This is a genomic window from Sediminibacterium sp. FW305-C-269, assembly GCF_058231045.1.
The window spans coordinates 486,410-509,538 of record NZ_JBIQXQ010000002.1; the positions used below are offsets into that span (position 1 = coordinate 486,410).

The window sequence follows — 23,129 nt, forward strand, 5'->3', positions numbered from 1 at the left end:
TGCTTTAATCAATGGATTCGTGATACAAACAGGAACTGAAGTCGACCAGTGCAATGGCGGCGCCGATCCATCCGGCTCTTTTGGCCAGCCATTTGGAAGCACCGATCACTGCTTCCTGGATACCGTCTTTGGCAAGTCTGCTGAGGCCTGCTATCCCGAGAATACCACCCGAACCAAAACCGGCGGCATCTTTCAGGCATTCCCAGATCTCATCGATGGTGATGCCAAGCTTATTCACGCGAACCCCATTGGTCTGTTTGTTGTTCTGGGGTAAGGAAGCAATATCGGTCAGGCTGATCTGTTGATTGATCTCCTCTTTTGTTCTTATCCAGGACGCATCGGTTGAATGAAGCCCTTTCTGTAAGGACTGTAACAGGATTTTTTTGATCCCTGCTTCATCAAACTGTAATAAAAAAGAGTGCTGGTGAAATAGCCGCAGGAGGTCATTATCGACCCTGTTCTTTAAGTGCATGGCATCCTCGTAACTGAGCGAGAATTTTTCATATACGGCAGCAATTTTAGCTTCTTCGCCGTTGGTCAGTTTCAGGTCATTGATAAAAGATATGCGCCCTCCCCGATTTGTCACCTGCCGGTGGTAATTAGCCAGTATCAGCAGATCGGGAAGGAATTTTTTACTGAAATCCTGGAAATCTGCTGAAGCCGCAAGGTTTGTTATTGCCTGCTCTTCCGTAATACGTTCATCAATCTTCTTTTTACAGGAGAAAAAGAAAAAAACGGTAGCGATCAGGAAACAAAAAAGAATCATAGACTTCTTCATGGTTGTGGATTTGGGTTCTTGTTGAAACAGTGGTTAACTGTATTCCCGTTTCAACTCCGGGTCCTACCTTTCTATTTTTTGATAAGGGCAAAGCTGTCGGAATGGATTCAAGCCCATCATTGGCCAAATGATGTCGTAAAATTCCACAGCCGGGTTACCGGATGCAAGGAAAACAGATAGAACTATGTTGTTCTGCCAGACAGATATCTACGGGGTGAAAATAGGGTTGAAATACCTGGTCTAATAGCGTGTTTTCACCCTTTTTTCTGAAACAGAAAGGAATTACTATTGTGCGTCTGAGCCTCTTAAATCCGAACATATGTACCATCGAAACGAAGAAAGAATGCGCATTGCCCGTAATATCAGGCTAATCAGGGAATTGCGTAATTATGACCAACGTTATGTGGCATCGTCCCTGCAGGTTGGGCGTTCTACCTTATCTACCTGGGAGAATGGATTATCAGAAGTAAAGATTGAGACCCTGATCCGGCTGGCTGCTATATTCGGCCTGGAAGATTACCGGCAGATCATCGATTTTGACCCTGATGCGTTGTTTACGAGAAAAGAGAAAAAGCAGGGTGACTCAGATCCCGGCTAAACAGCCGACGGCTTCTTCATGATCCTGATGCAATTGCGCTTTCAGTTCTTCGAGCCCGTTGAATTTTATTTCGCCGCGAAGATATTGTTGCACGTGCACCTGCAGGGTTTGTCCGTAGATGTCTTTATTGAAATCAAAAATATTGACTTCTATCACCCGTTTCTTGCCATCCACCGTCGGACGCAGACCAATATTCATCATGCCTTTGTAACTATTTCCGGGCTTTGGATTGGTAGTGATAGGTTGTGTTTCGGGGTTCAGCACCACGGTTACTGCATATACGCCATTGCCGGGAATCAGTTTCTCTTCACTGCTGATATGGAGGTTGGCGGTAGGATAACCGATGGTCCGGCCCAGTTTATTCCCTTCAATCACCACGCCTTCAAAAAAATAGGGATAGCCCAAAAAACGGTTCGCCGTTGCGGTATCATTCTCTGCAATGGCCCGGCGAATGCGTGTTGAACTTACCACGATCTCATTGATCAGTTGTTCAGAGATTTCTTTCACCTCAAAACCCAGGTTTTGTCCGTAACTCTTCAGTAAATGATAATCTCCTTCTCGGCCCTTCCCGAAACGATGGTCGTAGCCAATGATGACAGTATGCGGTTTGAAATAATGATACAGGAAATCCTTTACATATTGTTCAGCAGTCTGGTTGGCAAAGCGATGGTCGAAAGGAACCACCACCAGGTGGTCAACACCCGCCGCTTCCAGCAGGTGGATCTTTTCGTTGAGTGTGCTCAGTAATTTGATATCGCCCGGGACAGAGGAAACGATCTTCCGGGGATGGGGATGGAAGGTAATAATCACCGTTTCTCCGCCGATCCTTGCCGCTTCTTCCTTCATCTGGGCGATGATCTGACGGTGACCGAGGTGAACCCCATCGAAAGTGCCGATGGTGACCACAGCTTTTTGAAACTCCGGCAGCGAACCCGCTAATTCACGATGTACCCTCATAATAACCGCAAAAGTAAGGGAGTAATTCGGGAAAATTTGGAATTGGCAGATGGGGAAATGACCGCCTACCACCCCGAATCTGTACCTTTGCCCCGTTCCAGAATTATCCATTACAAAATTCCAAAATGTCACTATACGCAAAACGCGGTGTATCGGCCCAGAAAGAAGAAGTACATGCGGCTATCCAGAAGCTGGACCAGGGTTTATATCCCCATGCTTTCTGTAAGATTTATGCCGATCTGCTCTGTGGCGATCCCGACTGGGTGAATATCATGCATGCCGATGGTGCAGGCACCAAAAGTATCCTGGCTTATCTGTACTGGAAAGAAACGGGCGATGTAGCTGTCTGGAAAGGCATTGCCGAAGATGCGGTGGCCATGAACCTGGATGACCTGCTCTGTGTGGGTGTAACCGATAATTTTTTATTCTCCTCCACCATCGACCGTAACAAACTCCGCATCCCGGGTGACGTGTTGCAGGCCGTGATCAATGGCACACAGGAATTCTTCGACCGGCTGCGCAGTTATGGCGTAAATATTCACTACCTCGGAGGTGAAACTGCTGATGTGGGCGATGTGGTACGGACCATTGCTGTGAATGGTACCATGACGGCCCGCTGGCCCAAGAACAAACTCATCACCAATGACAAGATCGCTCCCGGTAACCTGATCGTAGGTTTCGGAAGTGCCGGTAAAGCAGCGTATGAAACGGCATATAACAGCGGCCTGGGCAGTAATGGTTTGACCAGTGCCCGTCATGACGTGCTCAGTAAATACTATGCGGAGAAATATCCTGAAACCTTCGAGACCACACTACATAAGGATGTGGTGTACATCGGCGGCAGTAAACTCACAGATGAGATGGAAGTGAATGGTGAGAAAATCCCTGTCGGTAAATTATTATTATCTCCCACCCGGACTTATGCGCCTTTGCTGAAGCGTTTGCTGGATGAACATTTTGAAGACATCAATGGACTGATACACTGCAGTGGTGGCGGTCAGACCAAGTGTATGAAATATCTGCCACGCCCGTTGTCCATTATCAAGGACAACCTGTTTGCGGTCCCACCAATCTTCCAGCTGATCCAGAAGAACTCCGGAGCTGACTATCGCGAAATGTACCAGGTGTTCAATATGGGGCATCGACTGGAAGTATTCACCAATGAGAAAGCTGCAGATGCCATGATCGCTACAGCACAGCAAATGGGTATTGAAGCCCGGGTAGTGGGCAGGGTAGCAGAGGCGGAAAAATCTTCCCTGCTGCTGAAAGGGGCTTTTGGAGAGATCGTATATTAATCAGGTTGTTATCAGTAAACTAAAACTGTAGCCGGATGGCCGCATGTTGTTAACTAATCGTAATTTAGGATCATGTCAGACATCGTAGTTTCTATACAGAATGCCAATATTTACCAGGGAGATAGCCTGGTGTTGCAGAATGTGAACTTCAGCATCAGTCGCGGAGAATTTGTATACCTGGTTGGTAAAACCGGAACCGGTAAAAGTAGTTTGCTGAAAACACTTTATGGAGAGCTGGCCCTGAAAGAGGGACAGGGATCTGTAGTAGGTTTTGACCTGCGTACGATGGATTGGAAAAAAGTACCCTTTCTGCGCCGTAACCTGGGCGTAATCTTCCAGGATTTTCAGTTGCTGACCGACAGGAATGTTCAGGAAAATCTCCGTTTTGTACTGAAAGCCACCGGCTGGCAGGATGAACGGCTGATGGAAGAAAAGATCAATGATGTGCTGGAAAAAGTAGGCCTGAAAAGCAAAGGCTTCAAAATGCCCTTTGAAATGAGTGGTGGCGAGCAGCAACGTGTAGATATTGCCCGTGCCTTACTGAATTCTCCCAAACTGATATTGGCTGATGAACCTACCGGTAACCTCGACCCCGAGACCAGTGATGAGATCATGCAGTTACTTATGCAGATATCACGCGATTACGGTACCGCAGTCCTTATGGCTACCCACGATTTTATCGTTATCAACCGCTATCCTTCCCGCATGCTTAAAACAGAGGGCGGAAGGGTGATTGATAGTGCAGCGATAGCGGTATAATGGTTGTTTGATTATTCTTTACCCCATATCCATTCCACCATTTGCCTGGCATTGGCTTCGTTGTTGAACAAGCCTGTAAGCAGGTGTCTGCGTAGTTTACTTTCTTCTTCAGTAAAAGGCTGGTGGTATAACTGTGCAATTAGTTCGCAGAATGCATTGGCATTGGTTCCGATATGACAGGCAGACTCAAGCCCGCTACCCGCAACGGTGGCGTCGTTCACCACACAGTGCCTTCCATGAAACAGGGCATTGATCAGTTTTGTCTTGGTGCCGGTGCTGGTAAACGAAGGGATGACATGGATATGGGCTTTGGTGATCATATCGATCATCTCACTGTCAGAAGGGTTTGCCACCAGGCAGGTATGGTTTTGTGCATGAGCCAGTTCTACTAATTTTTCCGATGGGTTCTTTCCGGCAATGACAAAAGGCACTTTTATTTTCCGGAAAACGTTATCAAGCAGCCAGGTAGCGGCTTTGTCATTGGCATCCACACTCAGGTCGCCGTGGTAAAAGCAGTAACTGCCCATTCCTTCCTGGCAATCTAATTGCCAATCGGGTATATAGAGTGGCATGGAAGCAATATGTTGGCAACCCAGTTCTTTCCGGTATACCTCGTTGTCTTTTTCGGTGGTACCCCAGAATACGGCCTTGTTGGCTATCTTTTTCTCGTATGACTTCAATAGCCTGCTTTCCATCCAGTAGTACATTTTTTTGATCCAGGAAGCAGAACTATTGCAGAGATCACGATAATACTGGTATTCCACATTGTGCAGCCTTACAAAACATTTTCGGTGGGCAAATCTCTTGTCCAGCAGCAGGAAAGTGCAATGAACACCTTCCATAAGGATGGGATGATCATCTTTCAGCAGGTTCTCCAGCAGGCTTTCGCTTCTGCGGCTCGAAACAATGTAGGGCAGGGTGTTGGACAAGCCCTTGTGCCCGGTATGCCTCTCATAATAGTGTACGCTTTCGCAATACCTGTTCAGATCGGGCTGCACACCACGGCCATATTCAAAACAATGCAGGTGAATTCTGATACCCAGTTTCTGCAGTGCCGGTAATTTATAGAACACATCCATCACACCACCATAATCAGGAGGGTAAGGAACGTTAAAGGAGATGATATGCAGTTTTTTTTCCACTAAGCTATTTCTTTATAGAACCTGATCAGCACCTGTTCTTCATTTTCCCAGTTCAGGATCTTTCTTGCGCTGAGGCAGTTCTGCCGTAACTGTTCATACAAAACAGTATCGGTAAGTAAATTGTTCAGAGCTCCTGCAATGGTATCCGGATCGGTATCCGGTATTGGGTACGCAATATTGAATTGTTGGTTTATGACGGCATATTCGGGGTAGTCCACACATACCTGGGGTATACCGGCCATGATATAATCAAAAAAACGGTTGGCCAGCGAGTAATACTGGTTCATGCCTTCAGACTCGAACAGTGTGAGACCGATAGATGCCTGTGGGGTAAGGGTGACCAGATCTTCCGGGTCAACATAACCGCGTAAGGTCACTTTTTGCTGCAGCTTGTATTGTTCTATAAGGGCCCGGGTCTGTTCAAAAAAATTACCCTTTCCGCAGATCACCAGTTTCGCCTTCACCTGCTGCATAGCGGGAATCAGGGTCTCAAAACAGCGGCCTTCGTTTACCGAACCCTGGTATAGGATCCATTTTTCCCGGGTTCGGGGAGAATCGTTTGTGAGGGTGGTCAATCTGGGCAGATTTCGTACAACGGCATACCTCACACCATATCTCTTTGCCAGCTCGGTGCGGATGGTTTCATTCACGGTATATCCTTTGGTAAAACGGGGCACGGCAAACCGCTCCACCGCCAGCCAGAACCGGTGTATCTGCGGGCGTGACAGGACCTCCTTCTGTTCGGTAAAAAGTTCATGGGCATCATATACCCTTTGCTGTTTTTTGATAGCAGTTACCAGGTACACCGGCAGAATGGTGTCGAGGTCGATGGCGCAGATCATGTCGGCCTGCCTGAACAACAGGTACCAGAACAAACGAAAATTGTATTCTGCATAGAACCCGACCCCGCGATGAAAAAAACAGCGGATTCTTTTCTGCAAAAATCCCCGGTCGGGCAGATCGGCCGATGAGGGCAGGCGCCTTCCCACCAATATCACTTTGTACCCCTGTTTGGCCAGGCTGCCCGCGATCCGGTGCATGCGCTGGTCGTAACTGAGGTCGTTGGTAACTGTGAAAATGATCTTCGCCAAAGTGAATGGGTTTAGGGACAAATATACCGGCTGGAAAATTACATTAATAGGGCGTATGGTTGCATTTTAAAAAGAAATTAACCTATTTTAAGTAATTGATTTACAATTTATTGAAACGTATTTTTTGAGTGAAATATAAAATACTTCCATACTTCTCCACTTATTATACACAGCAATTTTTTCTCTACAGGAATTCTACCCCTTTTACTGTATGTTCGCAGGTACTTAAACAGGAATATACGTGAGATTAAAGTCATTAGAAATCAAAGGGTTCAAAAGTTTTGCTGATAAAACTGTAGTGAGTTTTGACGAAGGGATCACCGGTATTATCGGACCGAATGGTTGTGGAAAAAGTAATATCATCGATAGCATCCGTTGGGTGATCGGTGAACAAAAAATATCTGCACTCAGAAGTGAAAATCTGGAAGCGCTTGTCTTCAACGGAAGTAAAACCAGAAGTCCGAGCGGTTTGGCCGAAGTAAGCCTCACGTTCGAAAACACCAAGAACCTCTTACCTACCGAATTCAATACCGTAACCGTAACCCGCCGCTTTTACAAGAACGGGGAAAGCGAATATCGTTTGAACGATGTGACCTGTCGCCTGAAAGATATTCATAACCTCTTCCTGGATACCGGTGTAAGCACCGACAGTTATGCTATCATCGAACTGGGAATGGTGGATGATATCATCAAGGACAAGGAGAACAGCCGTCGCCGCATGCTGGAGCAGGCCGCCGGTATCACCATCTACAAGACCCGTAAAAAAGAAGCCAAGAATAAACTGGATGCCACCGAACAGGACCTGGCACGTATCGAAGACCTGCTGTTCGAGATCAATAACCAATTAAAGACACTCGAGAACCAGGCCAAGAAAGCGGAGAAATTTTACGAGATCAAAAAAGAATACCGCGAAGTGGCCATTGAACTGGCCAAAGCTTCTCTCGAAGGGTTCAATATCACTTACAAAGAACTGAACGAGCAGCAGGAATCGGAGAACGACAAAAAGATCCAGCTGGAAGCAGAGATCGCCACCGATGAGGCCGCGATCGAACAGGAAAAAGTAGGGTTTATCGAAAAAGAACGTGCCCTGCAGAGCATGCAGCACGAGTTCAATGAATACCTGCAGGAACTGCGCAGCAAGGAGAACGAAAAGAACCTGGCTACCCAGAAACTGCATTACCTGAAAGAGAAGGAAACCAACCTGAAAGAGTTCCTGGAAAAAGCCGAGGGGCAGTTAAAGACCATTGGTGATTCGATTTCTTATACACAGATACAGGTAGGCGAGGAAGAAGCGAGTTTGCTGGAACTGCAGGATAAAGTGGAAACCACCAAACTGGATGTGGAAGACAAACGCCGCAGTTTCGATGAAAAACGTACCGGGCTGGATGTTTTGCGCAACCGCTACCAGCAGATCCAGCGCAGCCAGTTCGATGCGGAGAAAAAAGTGGCTGTTGCTGATACCTCAATCCTGAACCTGCAGCGTGCCCAGACCCAACTGAATGAAGAAAAACAGAATCGTGAGTCGCAGATGCAGCAACTGACGGTTGAACTGGAAGAGAAGGAGACCACCCTCGAGGCCAAACGCATTGACCTGCAGCAATTGCAGGAACACCAGGAGCGTACCAAAGAGCAGATATTTGAAACACAGGCTCAACTGGAACTGCTCCGCAACGAACTGAACGAAGAGAACCGGAAACTGGATGCCAAGCGTAACGAATATAACCTGCTGAAAAGCCTGATCGACTCAATGGAAGGTTATCCGGAGAGCATCAAGTTCCTGCATAAGAACCCTGAATGGAACCATTCGGCGCCAATCCTGTCGGACATCATTTATGTAAAGGAAGAATACCGCACTGCCGTAGAGAACGTACTGGAACCTTACCTGAACTACTATGTGGTGAACAACCTGGAAGAAGGTTTACAGGCCGTTCACCTGCTGGATGCGAATAAAAAAGGGAAAGCCAATTTCTTCATGCTGGAGAAATTCGCAGACTACCGCGTAGAGACCCATCAGCCCGCCAACACCATCAGAGCAATGGATGTGATAGAGGTGGACGAGCAATACCGTAAGCTGGCGCAATACCTGCTGGCCAATGTTTACATAGCCGAGAACGATGAAGCCATTGCCAACAGCAACGGAGCTGTAGTACTGGAAAAGACCGGTAAGTATGTAAAAGGCAAATACACATTGACCGGTGGTAGTGTAGGACTGTTTGAAGGAAAGAAGATTGGCCGTGCCAAGAACCTGGAAAAACTGTCTGAAGAGATCTTCGACCAGGAAGCGGTGGTGAACCTGCTGAAATCAGATATCCAGGCCAAACACAATGAAGTGATCGCTTTCAACGACCAGTTGAAGGAGAACGTGATCAAACAGACCGAAAATGAGATCAACCAGCTGACCAACCAGGTATTTGCTGCCAAGAACCGTATGGAGAACCTGCAGGCAGCACAGCAAAACGGTTTACAGCGCCTGGAAGACCTGGACATGCGCTTACAGGCCGAACACGACGCGATTGCGGCTACCCGCGAAGAGTTCCATTCGCTGAATGAGCAGTTGCAGTCTACTTCTGAGGAACTGAAATCAGTGGAACAGGATTACCAGTCGGCTGAATACGAATACAACTTTGCATCGGTTCAATACAATGAGACCAACCTGCAGTTGACACGCCAACAGAGCAAGATCACCGGCCTGAAGCAGGAACTGGTGTTCAAGGAGAACCAGCTGAACGACCTGCACCTGCAGATCGGTAACAATACCTCGCAACTGTCAGAAGCCAGCGCCAATATTGAAGAGAGTGAAAAAGCCTTGATCGGTTCGGAAGAACTGTTATTGGAAATGCTGCGCAAGAAAGAAGAAGAGGAGAAAAAACTGAACGAAGCGGACCAGGCATACTACAATCTGCGTAATGCTTTACAGGAAAAAGAGAGTGAGTTGCGTTTGAAAGTGAAGAGCAAGGAAATGATCGATCACCTGGTAACAGAGATCAAAGACAAGTTGAATGAACTGAAACTGCAGCTGGCCGGTATGAAGGAAAGACTGAGCGTAGAATTCAAAGTGGAACTGGATGAGATACTGGATCAGGCGAGAACTACCGATACGGCGCTGGAAGACCTTCAGGCCAGTTCAGACAGGATGAAGAAACGCCTCGAGAATATGGGCGAAGTAAACCCGACCGCTATTGAAGCGTATACGGAAATGAAAAAACGTTATGAGTTCATTCTCGAACAGAAGAACGACCTGGTATCGGCCAAAGAAAGCCTGTTACAAACCATCCAGGAAGTGGAAGCCACTGCCAACCAGCAGTTCCTCGATACCTTTAACCAGGTACGCGAGAACTTCCAGAAAGTGTTCAAAGCCCTGTTCACAGAAGAGGATACGGCAGATATGATATTGGTGAACCCCGAGAACCTGGCTGAGACAGGTATCGAAATCATCGCCAAGCCCAAAGGAAAACGTCCTTCTTCCATCACCCAGTTGAGTGGAGGAGAGAAAACACTGACCGCTACGGCACTGCTGTTCTCGATCTATCTCATCAAACCGGCGCCTTTCTGTATCCTGGATGAGGTGGATGCACCGCTGGATGATGCCAACGTAGGTAAGTTCACACAGATGATCAAGAAATTCAGCGATAATTCGCAGTTCATCATCGTAACGCACAACAAACAGACCATGAGTGCGGTAGATGTGATCTATGGTGTGACCATGCAAGAGCCCGGGGTCAGCAAACTGGTTCCCGTGGATTTCCGAAGTCTCGCGAACTAACCCAACCCGATGCATATGATGATGGGATTAAGAGTGTTCTCTTGATCCCATTTTTTTAAAGCGATGCGTTTCACATATATTATTTGTAAGCATATCATTACCCGCTTGTATAAATCCGTTACCATACTCTACCTTGTCTGTTTTGCCTGTTACCTGGTGGCTACCCGGCAGCCGGATTATTTTGATGGGGAGAAGGCTCCGGCTACGATTCAATGGCTGCCAGACAGTGCATCGGGCAAAAATATTCCCCAGGCGTTGTTCCATGATGGCCGTAAACAATATGCCATAGACGCGCGGTATGTTTTTCGTGAATGGGAAACAGGAGAAAAGACAGAAGTGATCTATGAAACGGACCATCCTGAAAAAGCAGTGGTGTACCGTTTCTGGGGCTACTGGTTAAGCTGGGGCGAACTGCTGGGAACCGTGGTAATCTATATTGCCTTGTTCCAGGTGGCGGTCTCCGTTACCCGGAACCCAACAGCAGAAGCTTTGGTGGAACAACTGGATTACCGGCCAGAGAAAAAAAGAAGGTACAAAACTCCCGAAGAGGAATAAAATACCTTTGGAAAAAGCGGTTTATTTCAGGTAACGTTTGATCTCTTTCTCCACGTCGCGGTTCTTGATGGTCTCGCGTTTGTCGTGCAGCTTTTTACCGCGGCCCAGTCCGATCTCTACTTTTACCAGGTTCTTGTCCGTAAAGAATACTTTCAGTGGCACCACGGTATATCCTTTCTCTTTGATCTTGGCCTGTATCTTCTTCAGCTCTTTTTTGTTGAGCAGTAGTTTCCGATCGTGCACCTCAATGTGGTTATAGGCTGTTCCGTGTGTATAACTGGCAATGAACAGGCCCCGAACCCATAATTCCCCGTCATCGAACAGGCAGAAAGCATCGTTGAAACTGAGCTTACCCTCACGGATCGATTTCACTTCCGTTCCCAGTAATACAATACCCGCTACATATTTGTCTTCTATGGAGTAGTTAAAGTAAGCCTGGCGGTTGTTCATTTCGGCCATGAAAGTTGGTCATTGGTAATTAATAATTAGTAGTTAGTAATGAGCAATTGTTAACTACTGACTACTAATTGAAACTTAGCTTCTGAAAAGTAAAACCAGCTGCGCCAGTTTGTCTTTCAGGTTTTTCCTGTCAACAATGAAATCCAGGAAACCGTGCTCCAGTAAAAACTCACTGCGTTGGAAACCTTCGGGAAGGTCTTTTTTGATGGTCTCTTTAATCACACGCGGACCGGCAAAACCGATCAGGGCACCGGGCTCAGCAATATTCAGGTCGCCCAGCATACCAAAACTGGCCGAGATACCACCAAAAGTAGGATCAGTGAGTAAAGAGATATAGGGAAGTTTGGCATCACTTAACTGCGATAATTTACCGCTGGTCTTGGCCAGCTGCATCAGGCTGAAAGCACTTTCCATCATCCTGGCACCACCACTTTTGCTGATCACGAGATAGGGAAGTTTGTGCTGGATACAGTAATCTACCGCGCGACTGAATTTTTCGCCCATCACACTACCCAGCGAGCCGCCGATGAATTCAAAATCCATACAGGCGATCACAATACCTTCTCCATTGGCCTTACCCACGGCAACGCGCATGGAGTCTTTCAGGTCGGTTTTGGAGTGGATATCGTCCAGGCGTTTCTGGTAGGGTTTGAGATCTGTAAAACCGAGTGCATCAATGCTTTGTATATCTTCGAAAAGTTCGGTGTATTCTTTGTTATCGAAAATCACATCAAAATATTCATCGCTGCCTATGCGGTGATGGTAATTGCATTTAGGACAAACAAAAAGGTTCTCTTTTAATTCGCTGGTGGTACAGATATAATTACATTCCGGACATTTGGTCCATAAACCCTCGGGTGTTTCCTTTTTATCGGCTGTAGAAGTTAAAATACCTTTCCTGATGCGTTTGAACCACCGGGGTTTGGCAGGATCTCCTCCCTGGCTATCATCTCCGGTCAGGTTTGCTTCAAAGTCTTCTTCACGTTCTTTTTTCATAACGGTCAATTGCAATTGGGGCGGTGAAGATAATCATTTTTTAACCACCCGGATGGTGAATCGGGTTCCTCCGCTTTACCATCCCCTTCCTGAAAAGGGGAGTGAAAATAAGGGATAAATTAATATATATCACTACTATAACCAAATAGTTCAGCTTTAAAACGAATCTAATTGTCAATCAGTATTCTTTTGGCGACAGGATCAACTAGACCACAGCAGGGCACAAAAAACCGCCAGTTTTTCAGGCTGGCGGTGATTATACTTATTCCGGTACTATTTACGCGTTCCGGTTAATACAGTTGAGGTCTTCAAAAGCAGTTTCCAGCCTCTTGCTGAAGCTTTCCTCGCCTTTGCGTAACCATACCCTTGGATCGTAGTATTTTTTATTGGGTTTGTCAGCGCCTTCCGGATTACCCAGCTGGCCCTGCAGGTAGGCTTCATTTTTAACATAAAACTGCTGAATACCTTCCCAGAATGCCCACTGCAGATCGGTGTCGATATTCATTTTGATAGCACCATACCCAATGGCTTCCCTGATCTGGTGCTGTGGCGAACCACTTCCACCGTGGAATACAAAATAAACAGGTTTTGGACCGGTCTTCAGTTCTTTCTCGATATAGTCCTGGCTGTTTTTCAGGATCACAGGACGCAGTTCTACGTTACCCGGACTGTATACACCATGTACGTTACCAAATGCGGCCGCTACGGTGAACAGTTTACCTACTTTGCTCAGTTCGGTGTATGCGTATGCAACGTGCTGTGGTTGTGTGTATAATTTGTCGTTCTCAACGCCACTGTTGTCCACGCCGTCTTCCTCACCGCCGGTAACGCCGAGTTCGATCTCGATGCTCATGCCCAGTGGCGCCATGCGTTTGTAGAATTCAACAGAGGTATGAATATTTTCTTCCAGGGGCTCTTCAGACAGGTCCAGCATATGTGAGCTGAACAACGGCTGGCCCTTCTCTTTGTAGAATTGTTCGCCGGCATCGATCAGACCGCTCACCCAGGGTAACCATTTTTTGGCAGCGTGGTCGGTATGCAGCACTACAGGTACGCCATAATGTTTGGCCACGTTGTGGATATGCAGGGCACCGGATATGCCACCGGCAATATTCCCCTGTAATTGATCGTTGGGCATTCCTTTACCGGCAATGAACTGTGCACCGCCGTTGGAGAATTGGATGATCACCGGTGAATTTACTTTGGCTGCTGTTTCCAGCACTGCGTTAATGGTGTTGGTGCCAATGGTGTTAACTGCAGGAAGTGCAAATTGGTTGTCTTTTGCATCATTGTACAATGCTTCGAGTTCTTCGCCGAATAATACGCCGGCACGGTATTTTTTCATGTGTTTAGATTGTCAGGTTTAGCGGTTTTTGGGGCTTATTGTTAGCTGCAAGATACTTTACTTAGGGCAAACATCTGTTAGCTTTCTCTACAGGTCCATTGATTAAACCAGGGATGTATGGAGCTTTTGCAGGTATTCTGCGGCATATTGCAGTCGACTGCCATACCAGCTGAACATTTCTCCGTCAGCCAGTAGCAGTTTTGTTTCGGGTAAGTATTTCGCCAGTTCTCGAACCTGTTTTTCACCAAAAGGATAGGGTTCCGAGGATAGCAATACCAGATCGGGTTTTGCCTGTTGCATCATTTCTGTCGTGATGACTGGATAGCGGGTCTCATGAGCAAATATATTTTCCAGTCCGGCGTATTCCATCATGTGGTGAATGAAGGTATCGCCCCCTGTTGTCATGTACGGATCTTTCCAGAGCAGGTAAATGGCCCGGATTTTTTTTCTGCCTGCCAGGGAATGTTGCAGTGCGGTAAGTCCTATACGGATGGTATTGATCAGTGATTGTGCTTTTACATCGGTTCCCGTGATGCTTCCCAACTGGCCGATCATGTCAATCGCATCATCGAGTGTATTGATATCGCTTACCCAAACGGGTGCCAGACCTTCCAGCGTTTCCACCTGCGCCTGCACATTCTCTTCCTTATTGGCAATGATGAGATCGGGTTGCAGGGATTGGATAATTTTTGTATGTAGCTGTTTTGTTCCGCCAACCCTTGTTTTTTCGCGAAACCAAGTATCGGGACGCACACAGAATTTGGTAATACCCACTACGGCTTCGTCCAGTTCCAGGTATGCAAGCAATTCGGTTTGTGAAGGCACAAGTGAAACGATACGCCTGGGAGGGTTGGTGATTTTCACCTGCCGGTTTAATTGATCGGTGTACAGGGGCATAAGCTAAGTTACAGAGAACTTTAACAGCGGGGTTATGCATTTCTGCAGCAGCTGCATCTTTTCCTAAACTGCACGGCCATGTATACCTGTCGCAACCAGCAACAGCTGGTAACAGCTTCCTGGATTTTTCCCTTTACGGCACAGCAGAGATGGTGAACCGCTGCTAGCGGTATTTATACCAGGCGCCTGTATTAAACAGCAGAACGGATTCATCTTCGCGGACATAATCCTTTTCAATGAGTTTGCGAAGACCCATATAGGCTGCACTTCCTTCCGGTGATAAGAGCAATCCTTCTTGGCTGGCCACTTTTGCAATGCCATCCTGGATTTCCTTTTCACTTACGGTAATTGCCGTGCCTTTGCTTTCGCGCACCACTTCGCAGATCAGGTCTTTGGCAAAGGGGTGTGGTACAGCTAATCCATTCGCAACGGAAGGTTTTGCCGTGAAAGATTCCGGAAAGGTTCCGGTCTCAAACATTTGTATCATAGGATTACAATTTTCAGATTGAACAATCACCATCTTTGGTAGCTTGCCGGTGATCCAGTAGAGTTGTTGCATTTCGCGAAAAGCCTTCCACATGCCGATGAGGCCGGTACCTCCACCCGTAGGATAGATAATCACGTCGGGCAAATGCCAGTTGAGCTGTTCAGCAATTTCCAGACCAATTGTTTTCTTTCCTTCCAGCCGGTAAGGCTCTTTCATGGTAGAAATATCGAAAGCTCCTGTTTCTGTAGCCATCTGCCGGGCCTTTTTTCCGCAGGTATCAATCAGCCCATCGATAAGTATCAATTCTGCACCATACAGTCGGCATTCTTCCTTCAGTGTGTCGGGTGTATGTGCTGGCATTACCACCGTAGCACGCATACCCGCTTTCGCAGCATAGGCACTCAGCGCACCACCAGCATTACCGGCAGTGGGAATGATGCAGTGCGTAACACCTAGTTCCTTCGCTTTTGAAATGGCTACACTCAGCCCCCTAGCCTTGAAAGAACCGGTGGGGTTTACACTTTCGTCTTTTAATAAAATTTCACGCAGTCCCAGGTGCGATGCCATTCCGGAAAGCGAATGAATCGGTGTCCATCCCTCGCCAAGGGAAACAATGTTGTTGTCATCCAGTATCGGTAACAATTCCCGATAACGCCAGATAGACTGTGGCCGGTTACATAGTTCTTTTTTGGATAGATGCGGCAGTTGGTAATGTGCCAGCAGCGGCTGGTTGCAACAGGTTGCATAGGTTTGCAGAACTGAAGCAGGATAGGCTTTTCCGCATTGGGCACAAACTAGGTTTTCCAGTAACGAACCCTGTAAAATGACTGTTTTCACAGGGTAAAACTATGGAATAGATATAACCTGTATTATCTATAGTTATTATGATCCATAACTATAAGTTATAAATCTTCTGTGCCAGTTTGATAAAGCTTTTATTGAGTTCGCTATTTTCTCCCTTGCGTTGAATGAAATAGAAATTTCTTTCGATCTGTAGTTCCTCAAAATGGATTTCGGTAAGATCGCCATACGCAAGTTCCTTTGCCACCGATCTGTGCGGGAGGAAACCAAGTAAATCGGATTCAATGAGAAAATTTTTCAATGCTTCCGTTCCGCCTAAACGTACTTTGATATTAAGGTCACTTAGTTTGACTTTGTTTTTTTCCAGCGCATATTTCAAAGCAGCCAGCGTGCCACTGCCTCTTTCGCGAATAGCTAGCGGCATAGTCAGAATCTCTTTTATGGTATATTGTTTTTTTCTGGCCAGCGGACTTTTCCTGCTGCAAACTGCCACTACTTTATCAGTGGTAAAGGGCTGATAATCGATATTGGTGAGTTTGGTACGGCCTTCTGTAATACCAAGGTTAATATCCTGGTTCAGCAGGGCTTCTATCACCAGTTCGGTATTTCGGTTCAGCAGGCTGATATGGATCTGCGGATAATGCTGGTGAAATGCTGAAAGTACTTTCGGTAGTGTATACAGGGCAATGGTGGTACTGGCTCCAAGTTTCAGCATGCCCTTCGCCTGCATTACATCGCGGATGCTGGAAATTTCAAATTCTGTCTGTTCCTGTATCCTTTTTACCTCGGTCAGTTTTTCAAACAGAAGTTTGCCTGAAGGCGTGAGTTCTATATGGATACCTTTTCTGTCAAACAGTTTGGCCTTGTAATGTTCTTCCAGCGCTTTGATGTGTTTGCTGATGGCAGGTTGCGAGATATACAATACCTGGCTGGCTTTTGAAAAGCTTTTCTGCTGCGCCACTGTGAGAAATACATCATGCCGGGTAGAGATCATGGTAGGTAGATTTGAGTGAGCAGGGCTCGTCAGTCGTGAGTAGTCAGTCGTGAGTAGTCAGTGATAAGTCTCAGAAAAACATTCACCATTGACTACTCACGATTCACGCCTCACGATTACTGCCGCCTAACTATTTTGCTAGGCTCTGTATCACATCATACTTGGTAACAATGTGGTATTCGCCTTTCTCATCTTTAGCCAGTACGGCCCCGTTTTCTTTGGTGATCAGGCTGCCAAGTCTTTCCACGGGTGTATCAAAATCAACCACGGGGTAGGCGGGTTCCAGTACACTGGCCACTGTTGCATTACGGATCTCAGGATTGCTGAACACTTTCTGGAAGAGGCCGCTCTCGCTGACTGCCCCAACACATTCATGATCCTTCATCACAGGTATCTGTTCAATATCGTATTTTTTCATCAGGTCAACCGCTTCGGCTACCGTATGGGTGGGCTCAAGGGTAACCAGTCTTTTGCTGTGTCTTCCGTTAACGATGTCCTTGAAAGTTTTTACATCCAGGAAACCGCGTTCCATCATCCACTGGTCATTGTAGATCTTACCTACATAGCGGCTGCCGTGGTCGTGGAAGATACACACCACCACATCGTCCTTGGTAAGGCTTGATTTCAGCTGCATCAATCCCTGCAAACAGCTGCCGGCGCTGTATCCGCAGAACAGTCCTTCTTCTTTGGCAATACGCCTGGCCATCACTGCGCCATCTTTGTCGGTCACCTGTTCAAAATGATCGATCACGCTCATATCGTAGTTCTGCGGTACAAAATCTTCGCCAAAACCTTCTGAGATATACGGGTGAACTTCACACATATCGATCTCGCCGGTTTTATAGTATTTGGTCAGCAGGGAACCATATACATCAATGGCCCATATTGTAATGTTCGGATTTTTTTCTTTGAGATACATCGCAGTCCCGGTGATCGTACCTCCTGTACCGGCCGTACAAACCAGGTGCGTGATCTTTCCTTCTGTCTGTTCCCATATCTCAGGTCCCGTACTTTCATAGTGCGCCTGGCGGTTGGCCAGGTTATCGTACTGGTTCATGTACATGGAATTGGGGATCTCTTTGCCCAGTCTTTTGGCCACGCTATAATAACTGCGCGGATCTTCGGGAAGTACGTTGGTCGGACAAACGATCACTTCCGCACCTACGGCTTTGAGGATATCTGCTTTTTCTTTGGATTGTTTGTCGGTGGTGACAAAAATGCATTTGTATCCTTTCACACAGGCAGCCAGTGCCAGGCCCATACCGGTATTACCGCTGGTGCCTTCGATGATGGTACCGCCCGGTTTGAGTTTGCCTTCTTTTTCGGCCACTTCCACCATTTTCAGGGCCATACGGTCTTTGATAGAGTTACCCGGATTAAAATAATCCACTTTAGCCAGCACGGTGGCCGGAATATCTTTGGTGATCTTGTTGAGTTTGATCAGGGGGGTGTTTCCGATGGTTTCCAGGATGTTGTTCAGCCACATGGTAGACTAACGCTTGTTTGCGACAAAGGTAAAGTTTTGGACATCCCGGCAATGGGCAATCGTAAAATAGCTACATCGAAAAGAGGAAATTAAAAGGGAGCGGATGTACAGGGCTGGCTAATCCGCTACCCTTGGGAAACTGCTGTCTGTTCCAACAATGGTATGGAAATCTGCATATAACCGGTTAAAATGTCTTTGCCAGGTGTAACAGATCGGCATCTTCACGGCCATTGCTGACTTCTTTACTGATCTCCGTATTGGTTTTGTTATTCTTTCCGCTGTTGTCTGAATGCAGGTAAGCAAAGATCACAGCAGGTACCAGGGTTACCAGGAAGATCATGTAGGCGGCAAAAAGGAACTTTTTCATAACGGTTATTTTAATGGTTTTTGTTTGTTTGACAGATCAAAGATATAACCATTAATAATACTATGCAATACATAGTACCTTCTTTAGGTTAGTATTTTCTATGGCATAATAATGTGTTATGCATTTAAGTATATTAAAATCAATTAGTTACAGGTATTTTGCCTGTTTGAGGGGAAAATGAGGATTGTGATAGGTGGAAATATAGCTTGATGAAATACGATGCCGGGAGACTGAAAAATTCCTTTTACCCGGCAAATTCCTGGTCAAGCGCAAAGTTTTCGGGGTATTTCGGATGGATATTCCGGTAAAAATCCATCATTGTGCGCATATCTGTAGCAAAATCGGTAGGGTAGATGACTTTACCAATACCGGCTTTTTTGCGTTTATAGTCAACATAACCCAGGCAAATGGGTACTCCAGCTCCCTGTGCTACATGGTGAAATCCGGTCTTCCATTTATCCTGCCGGCTCCGGGTACCTTCCGGCGTAATCAGGATAATCAGTTCCTTGTTCTGGTGAAACAGGTCGATCATGGCTTCTACAAAACTTTTTCTATCGGCACCGGCTGTTCTGGGTGTACGGTCAATGCCGATGCCTCCCAGTGGTTTCATCAGCAGACCAAAGGGAAAGCGCATCCACTCTTTTTTAATGGTGAACCGGATCCTCAGCCGGTAGATGGTGAAACTGGCCATTGCATACCAGAAATCCCAGTTGCTGGTATGAGGGGCTGCTATGATGATACATTTCTTGATCTCAGGTGGCAGGTTGGTATCTACGGTCCAGCCGCTCAGCTGGAAAATTCGCTTGCAAAAAAATGAGGATAGGCTCATAGGGTGCCGGGTTTGCTTTTTACGAACGGAAAAAGTGGGCGGTTGGATGGCGGCAGTATGCTGGCGGATTGGATTATCAGGATCGGAACTTCTCGGTGATCTTTCCGCAGAGATCACTATCAATCATTTTGCCGGCCACATCGATCATGTTCCGGAAAGCTTTGGCATTGCTGATACCATGACCGATGATCACGGGTTTGGCTACACCCAGAACAGGCGTGCCACCATAGTTTTCATAATGGAAACGGCTGAAATAAGCATCTTCCTGATAACCACGCTTCGCAGCCACATCGTACAGTGACTCCGCCATTTTTAGGAGGATATTACCGGTAAAACCGTCACAGACGATTACATCTGCTTTATCATTGAACAGGTCGCGACCCTCAACGTTGCCGATAAAATGAATGGCTGTATTTTCTTTCAGGAGAGGATAAGCGGCCTGTGCAAGCAGGTTGCCTTTTCCTTCCTCCTCACCTACGTTCAGCAGACCGGTTTTAGGTTGGCTGATACCGAGGATGTACTGTGCATACAAGCTGGCCAATATGGCAAACTGGTTCAGGTTCTCGGGTTTGCAGTCGGCATTCAGGCCCACATCCGCAATCACACCCGTAGCGCCATTGATCTTGGGAACAACAGTGGCAATGGTAGGCCGTTGCACACCTTCGATGGGTTTGATACTAAACATGGCACCAACCAGCATGGCGCCGGTATTGCCCGCACTGATAAAAGCATCGATCTTTCCGTTGGCCAGCATATGAAAACCGATGGCGATGGAGGAGCGTTGTTTTTCTTTCAGCGCCTTGGTGGGATGTTCCTGGTAACCGATGACTTCGGGGGCATGTACCAAATGCAAATTAGGTGACGCAACCTGGTGTTCCTCCAACAGAGGTTTTACCAGTGTTTCATCACCTATGCAGTATATGGATGCCGTGCGGGTTGGGTCAGACAGGTACAGCTGTAGTCCTTTGACCGCTTCCAGCGGTGCAAAATCCCCACCCATCATGTCTAATCCAATATTCATCGTGGCACGAAGCTAAAAGTTGTACTAAAAAGGTTACGCTTTCAGAGGAGCTTTTTCAGCTACCAGTTTCCCTTTATAGAACAATTTTCCTTCGCTCACGTGTGCGCGGTGGCGTACATGTGTTTCACCAGTAGTGCTGTCTTTGCTCAATGTTACTTCCTGCGCTACGTAGTGAGTTCTTCTCTTGGCGCTACGTTGCTGGGAGTGTCTGCGTTTAGGATTCGGCATATCTCGAAATTTATGGTATCAAAAAAAATTAATCTAGGTTTTTAAATTTATCCAGTCCTTTCCAAACAGTGTTGCCACTGTCTTTCCGGGTCTCTTCTTCCATTTTCCTCAGTTTCTCCAGTACCTCTGTATTGCATTTGGGTCCACCCATTTCTTCCTTACTGCACATTTTCTGCAGCGGAACACTCAGGTTGATGAACTCGTAAATCCAGTCGGCCAGGTGTAAATGGCTTTCACCACGGCTGATATAATATACATCCGGGTCCTCTTCCTGTTCGTTCATCTCTTCCGGGTCGTCCACCATTTTTACAATGATGTTGAACTCGTCCCAAAGCTGCATGGGCAGTGTGTTCCCACACCGGTCGCAAGGTGCATTCACCGTTCCGTCGATGTCGAATTTCAGCTGCATGAAGCCGTTTTTTTTATCGAGGCTCAGCTTGACATTCGCAACGCAGTTGGTAAAATCCTGCTCCCCATACGGTACAAAGAACTTATCCTCAATCCGGTATTCGTAAACATGGATCCCCGGCTTCAAACCCACAAATGCTATCTCAAATTCCCGCCGCTGATTCATAACCGTTTTTTAAGGGCTTGCAAAGGTACGCCAAAACGCCCGAAATCCCAAAGGAAAATTGAACCGGGCCCGATCTGCACCCTGTGGGCAATGATAGGGTATTTTATATCATATTTGTGGTCATGAAGCAGGAAAAGGTCATTTCAGCATATCAATGGGTGAAATTGGGCATCCTTTTTTCTATTTCATTGATTATCACCGTTTTTTCAGCTTTTCCGGAACAGGTGGAGCGATCATACTCCCTGGGTATCTACCCGGCACTGGCTTCCACGCTCCGTACCCTCACCCGTTGGGTGCCCTTCAGCCTGGGCGATCTGCTGTATGCCTGGATATCCCTGTTATTGCTGATAAAGCTTGTCCGGCTGATACGTTTACGCTATCGTCGAGAGCTTACCCAGGCAAGGCTGATCCTGGTGGGGTTCAGCTTTTTGCGGACCCTCTTATGGGTATTCATCGTGTTTCAGCTGATGTGGGGACTCAATTACCATCGCCTGGGCATTGCCTACCAGCTCCGGATCAATAAAAATGGCTATAGCAAGGAAGAAGTGACTTCACTGGCTCACCAGCTGATCGATCAACTGAATGAATGCCGGCGCCAGATAGGGAATACGGTTTTACCCGAGCCTCCGCTGGACACCCTGTACCGGGAAGCCTATCGTTCCTACGAAACGGCTTCCTATGAATATGAATTCCTGAATTACCGGAACCGGTCCGTAAAATCCAGCCTGTACAGCAGCATTGCCGATTATGTGGGTTTTACAGGGTATTATAATCCTTTTACCGGCGAGGCCCAGCTCCGAACTGATCTGCCCCGGGTACTGATACCTTATATTACCCTCCACGAAATGGCCCACCAGCTGGGTTATGCCAGTGAAAGCGAAGCCAATTTTGTGGGATTCCTGGCGGCAATGGCCTCTAAGAATGTATATGTGCGGTATTCTGCCTGCCTGGACCTGTTTTCCTATGCCCAGGGGGAACAGGTGCGTATGTACGGGAAGGAAAAGGATTACAGTCAATTTGAGGCGATGATCCTGCAGAACCGGTCTTTACTGGATACCCTGGTGAAAAGAGACAGGAAAGAGATCCGCGAATTCTTTTATAAGAGAAGGAACCGTATTTCACCCGCCGTATCCGGTTTGTACGATCAATACCTGAAACTGAATAAACAAACAGAGGGGTTGAACAGTTATAATGAGGTGGTGGGATGGTTAATCGCCTACCAGAAGAAATATGGCAAACTTTAATTGGCAAAAACTGGCGGCTTCCGTTCTGTTCACGGTTGGAATAGGTTCTTTAGGCGGCATTTTCACGATCAGTGAGATACCGGGTTGGTATGCAGGTCTGCAGAAACCCTCCTTCAATCCTCCCAATTGGGTGTTTGGTCCCGTCTGGTCAATCCTGTACCTGTTGATGGGGATCAGTTTGTACCTGGTCTGGAAACAGCCGCGCTCTGTTGTGCGCAATGTGGCAGTTTTGCTTTTTATGATCCAGTTCGTGCTTAATTTCTGCTGGAGTATCCTGTTTTTTAACCAGCACCTGATCGGTGCGGCATTACTTGAGATCGTGCTCATGTGGCTGTTCATCCTGCTGACCATTGTCTGGTTCGCCCGTTTGTCGAAAACGGCTGCCTGGCTTCTGGTTCCCTATCTCTGTTGGGTAAGTTTTGCCACCGTACTGACAGCAGCCATCTGGAAACTGAATCACTGA

Annotated in this window: 23 protein-coding genes; 7 read left to right on the forward strand and 16 right to left on the reverse strand. The window is 46.9% G+C overall.

All coding sequences use genetic code 11. The annotated features are described in order from the left end of the window. Window positions 1–4: 4 nt before the first annotated feature. Window positions 5–778, reverse strand: a complete 774-nt coding sequence (locus tag ACH3Y6_RS07450) for a hypothetical protein (protein WP_490834967.1) — start codon at window positions 776–778, stop codon at window positions 5–7. Between the two features lie 319 nt (window positions 779–1,097). On the opposite strand from ACH3Y6_RS07450, the gene ACH3Y6_RS07455 reads away from it, so the two are divergent. Beyond that, window positions 1,098–1,376 (forward strand): helix-turn-helix domain-containing protein, encoded by a 279-nt coding sequence (locus ACH3Y6_RS07455; RefSeq protein WP_490834968.1) that lies wholly within the window; start codon window positions 1,098–1,100, stop codon window positions 1,374–1,376. Here the strand turns inward: ACH3Y6_RS07455 and ACH3Y6_RS07460 are convergent. Then, the gene (locus ACH3Y6_RS07460; RefSeq protein ID WP_490834969.1) at window positions 1,362–2,333 is read right to left on the reverse strand and encodes a bifunctional riboflavin kinase/FAD synthetase; all 972 of its coding nucleotides are present in this window, start codon (window positions 2,331–2,333) and stop codon (window positions 1,362–1,364) included. The two genes, ACH3Y6_RS07455 and ACH3Y6_RS07460, sit on opposite strands and share 15 nt — an antisense overlap. A 125-nt stretch (window positions 2,334–2,458) precedes the next feature. Here ACH3Y6_RS07460 and ACH3Y6_RS07465 point away from each other — a divergent pair, with 125 nt between their 5' ends. Continuing rightward, on the forward strand, window positions 2,459–3,628 hold the full coding sequence (locus ACH3Y6_RS07465) for an AIR synthase related protein (RefSeq protein ID WP_490834970.1): 1,170 nt from the start codon (window positions 2,459–2,461) through the stop codon (window positions 3,626–3,628). Window positions 3,629–3,700: 72 nt separating this feature from the next. Beyond that, a complete protein-coding gene (locus ACH3Y6_RS07470; RefSeq protein ID WP_490834971.1) occupies window positions 3,701–4,387 on the forward strand; it encodes a cell division ATP-binding protein FtsE in 687 nt (228 codons plus the stop codon). 11 nt (window positions 4,388–4,398) lie between these two features. Here the strand turns inward: ACH3Y6_RS07470 and ACH3Y6_RS07475 are convergent, their stop codons facing one another. Further along, window positions 4,399–5,529 carry a glycosyltransferase gene (locus ACH3Y6_RS07475; protein ID WP_490834972.1) on the reverse strand — a complete coding sequence of 377 codons (1,131 nt, stop codon included), beginning with the start codon at window positions 5,527–5,529 and terminating at the stop codon, window positions 4,399–4,401. Continuing rightward, window positions 5,529–6,620 (reverse strand): glycosyltransferase, encoded by a 1,092-nt coding sequence (locus ACH3Y6_RS07480; RefSeq protein ID WP_490834973.1) that lies wholly within the window; start codon window positions 6,618–6,620, stop codon window positions 5,529–5,531. The genes ACH3Y6_RS07475 and ACH3Y6_RS07480 overlap by 1 nt, the downstream gene beginning before the upstream one ends. A gap of 241 nt (window positions 6,621–6,861) precedes the next feature. Here ACH3Y6_RS07480 and smc point away from each other — a divergent pair, with 241 nt between their 5' ends. Beyond that, window positions 6,862–10,383, forward strand: coding sequence for a chromosome segregation protein SMC (gene smc / locus ACH3Y6_RS07485; protein WP_490834974.1), 3,522 nt, complete (start codon window positions 6,862–6,864; stop codon window positions 10,381–10,383). A 105-nt stretch (window positions 10,384–10,488) separates the two neighbouring features. Further along, entirely contained in the window at window positions 10,489–10,938 is a 450-nt protein-coding gene (locus ACH3Y6_RS07490) for a hypothetical protein (protein ID WP_490834975.1), read from the forward strand. 21 nt (window positions 10,939–10,959) lie between these two features. On the opposite strand, the gene smpB is transcribed toward ACH3Y6_RS07490, so the two are convergent. The 12 genes from smpB to ACH3Y6_RS07550 all read right to left on the reverse strand — a co-directional run bounded on the left by smpB (window position 10,960) and on the right by ACH3Y6_RS07550 (window position 21,422). After that, window positions 10,960–11,397, reverse strand: coding sequence for an SsrA-binding protein (smpB, locus tag ACH3Y6_RS07495; protein WP_490834976.1), 438 nt, complete (start codon window positions 11,395–11,397; stop codon window positions 10,960–10,962). 75 nt (window positions 11,398–11,472) lie between these two features. Further along, complete coding sequence (gene accD / locus ACH3Y6_RS07500) at window positions 11,473–12,393, reverse strand: acetyl-CoA carboxylase, carboxyltransferase subunit beta (protein ID WP_490834977.1); 921 nt, start codon at window positions 12,391–12,393, stop codon at window positions 11,473–11,475. A gap of 277 nt (window positions 12,394–12,670) precedes the next feature. After that, complete coding sequence (gene fbaA, locus ACH3Y6_RS07505; RefSeq protein WP_490834978.1) at window positions 12,671–13,738, reverse strand: class II fructose-bisphosphate aldolase; 1,068 nt, start codon at window positions 13,736–13,738, stop codon at window positions 12,671–12,673. A 102-nt stretch (window positions 13,739–13,840) separates the two neighbouring features. Then, window positions 13,841–14,635 carry a helical backbone metal receptor gene (locus tag ACH3Y6_RS07510; protein WP_490834979.1) on the reverse strand — a complete coding sequence of 265 codons (795 nt, stop codon included), beginning with the start codon at window positions 14,633–14,635 and terminating at the stop codon, window positions 13,841–13,843. A 163-nt stretch (window positions 14,636–14,798) separates the two neighbouring features. Beyond that, window positions 14,799–15,959, reverse strand: a complete 1,161-nt coding sequence (locus ACH3Y6_RS07515) for a threonine synthase (RefSeq protein ID WP_490834980.1) — start codon at window positions 15,957–15,959, stop codon at window positions 14,799–14,801. A 58-nt stretch (window positions 15,960–16,017) separates the two neighbouring features. Continuing rightward, a complete protein-coding gene (locus ACH3Y6_RS07520) occupies window positions 16,018–16,917 on the reverse strand; it encodes a LysR substrate-binding domain-containing protein (protein WP_490834981.1) in 900 nt (299 codons plus the stop codon). 130 nt (window positions 16,918–17,047) lie between these two features. Continuing rightward, a complete protein-coding gene (locus ACH3Y6_RS07525) occupies window positions 17,048–18,403 on the reverse strand; it encodes a pyridoxal-phosphate dependent enzyme (protein ID WP_490834982.1) in 1,356 nt (451 codons plus the stop codon). A 184-nt stretch (window positions 18,404–18,587) separates the two neighbouring features. Then, entirely contained in the window at window positions 18,588–18,770 is a 183-nt protein-coding gene (locus ACH3Y6_RS07530; RefSeq protein ID WP_490834983.1) for a hypothetical protein, read from the reverse strand. 244 nt (window positions 18,771–19,014) lie between these two features. Beyond that, the gene (locus tag ACH3Y6_RS07535; protein WP_490834984.1) at window positions 19,015–19,599 is read right to left on the reverse strand and encodes a 1-acyl-sn-glycerol-3-phosphate acyltransferase; all 585 of its coding nucleotides are present in this window, start codon (window positions 19,597–19,599) and stop codon (window positions 19,015–19,017) included. Between the two features lie 76 nt (window positions 19,600–19,675). Then, the gene (gene plsX / locus ACH3Y6_RS07540; RefSeq protein ID WP_490834985.1) at window positions 19,676–20,620 is read right to left on the reverse strand and encodes a phosphate acyltransferase PlsX; all 945 of its coding nucleotides are present in this window, start codon (window positions 20,618–20,620) and stop codon (window positions 19,676–19,678) included. 33 nt (window positions 20,621–20,653) lie between these two features. Further along, window positions 20,654–20,848, reverse strand: coding sequence for a 50S ribosomal protein L32 (rpmF, locus tag ACH3Y6_RS07545; RefSeq protein WP_078830450.1), 195 nt, complete (start codon window positions 20,846–20,848; stop codon window positions 20,654–20,656). A 28-nt stretch (window positions 20,849–20,876) separates the two neighbouring features. Further along, the gene (locus ACH3Y6_RS07550; protein ID WP_490834986.1) at window positions 20,877–21,422 is read right to left on the reverse strand and encodes a YceD family protein; all 546 of its coding nucleotides are present in this window, start codon (window positions 21,420–21,422) and stop codon (window positions 20,877–20,879) included. Between the two features lie 122 nt (window positions 21,423–21,544). Between ACH3Y6_RS07550 and ACH3Y6_RS07555 the strand changes: the two genes are divergently transcribed. Together ACH3Y6_RS07555 and ACH3Y6_RS07560 are read left to right on the forward strand one after the other, a co-directional pair. Next, a complete protein-coding gene (locus tag ACH3Y6_RS07555) occupies window positions 21,545–22,666 on the forward strand; it encodes a DUF3810 domain-containing protein (RefSeq protein WP_490834987.1) in 1,122 nt (373 codons plus the stop codon). Beyond that, entirely contained in the window at window positions 22,653–23,129 is a 477-nt protein-coding gene (locus ACH3Y6_RS07560; RefSeq protein ID WP_490834988.1) for a TspO/MBR family protein, read from the forward strand. The genes ACH3Y6_RS07555 and ACH3Y6_RS07560 overlap by 14 nt, the downstream gene beginning before the upstream one ends.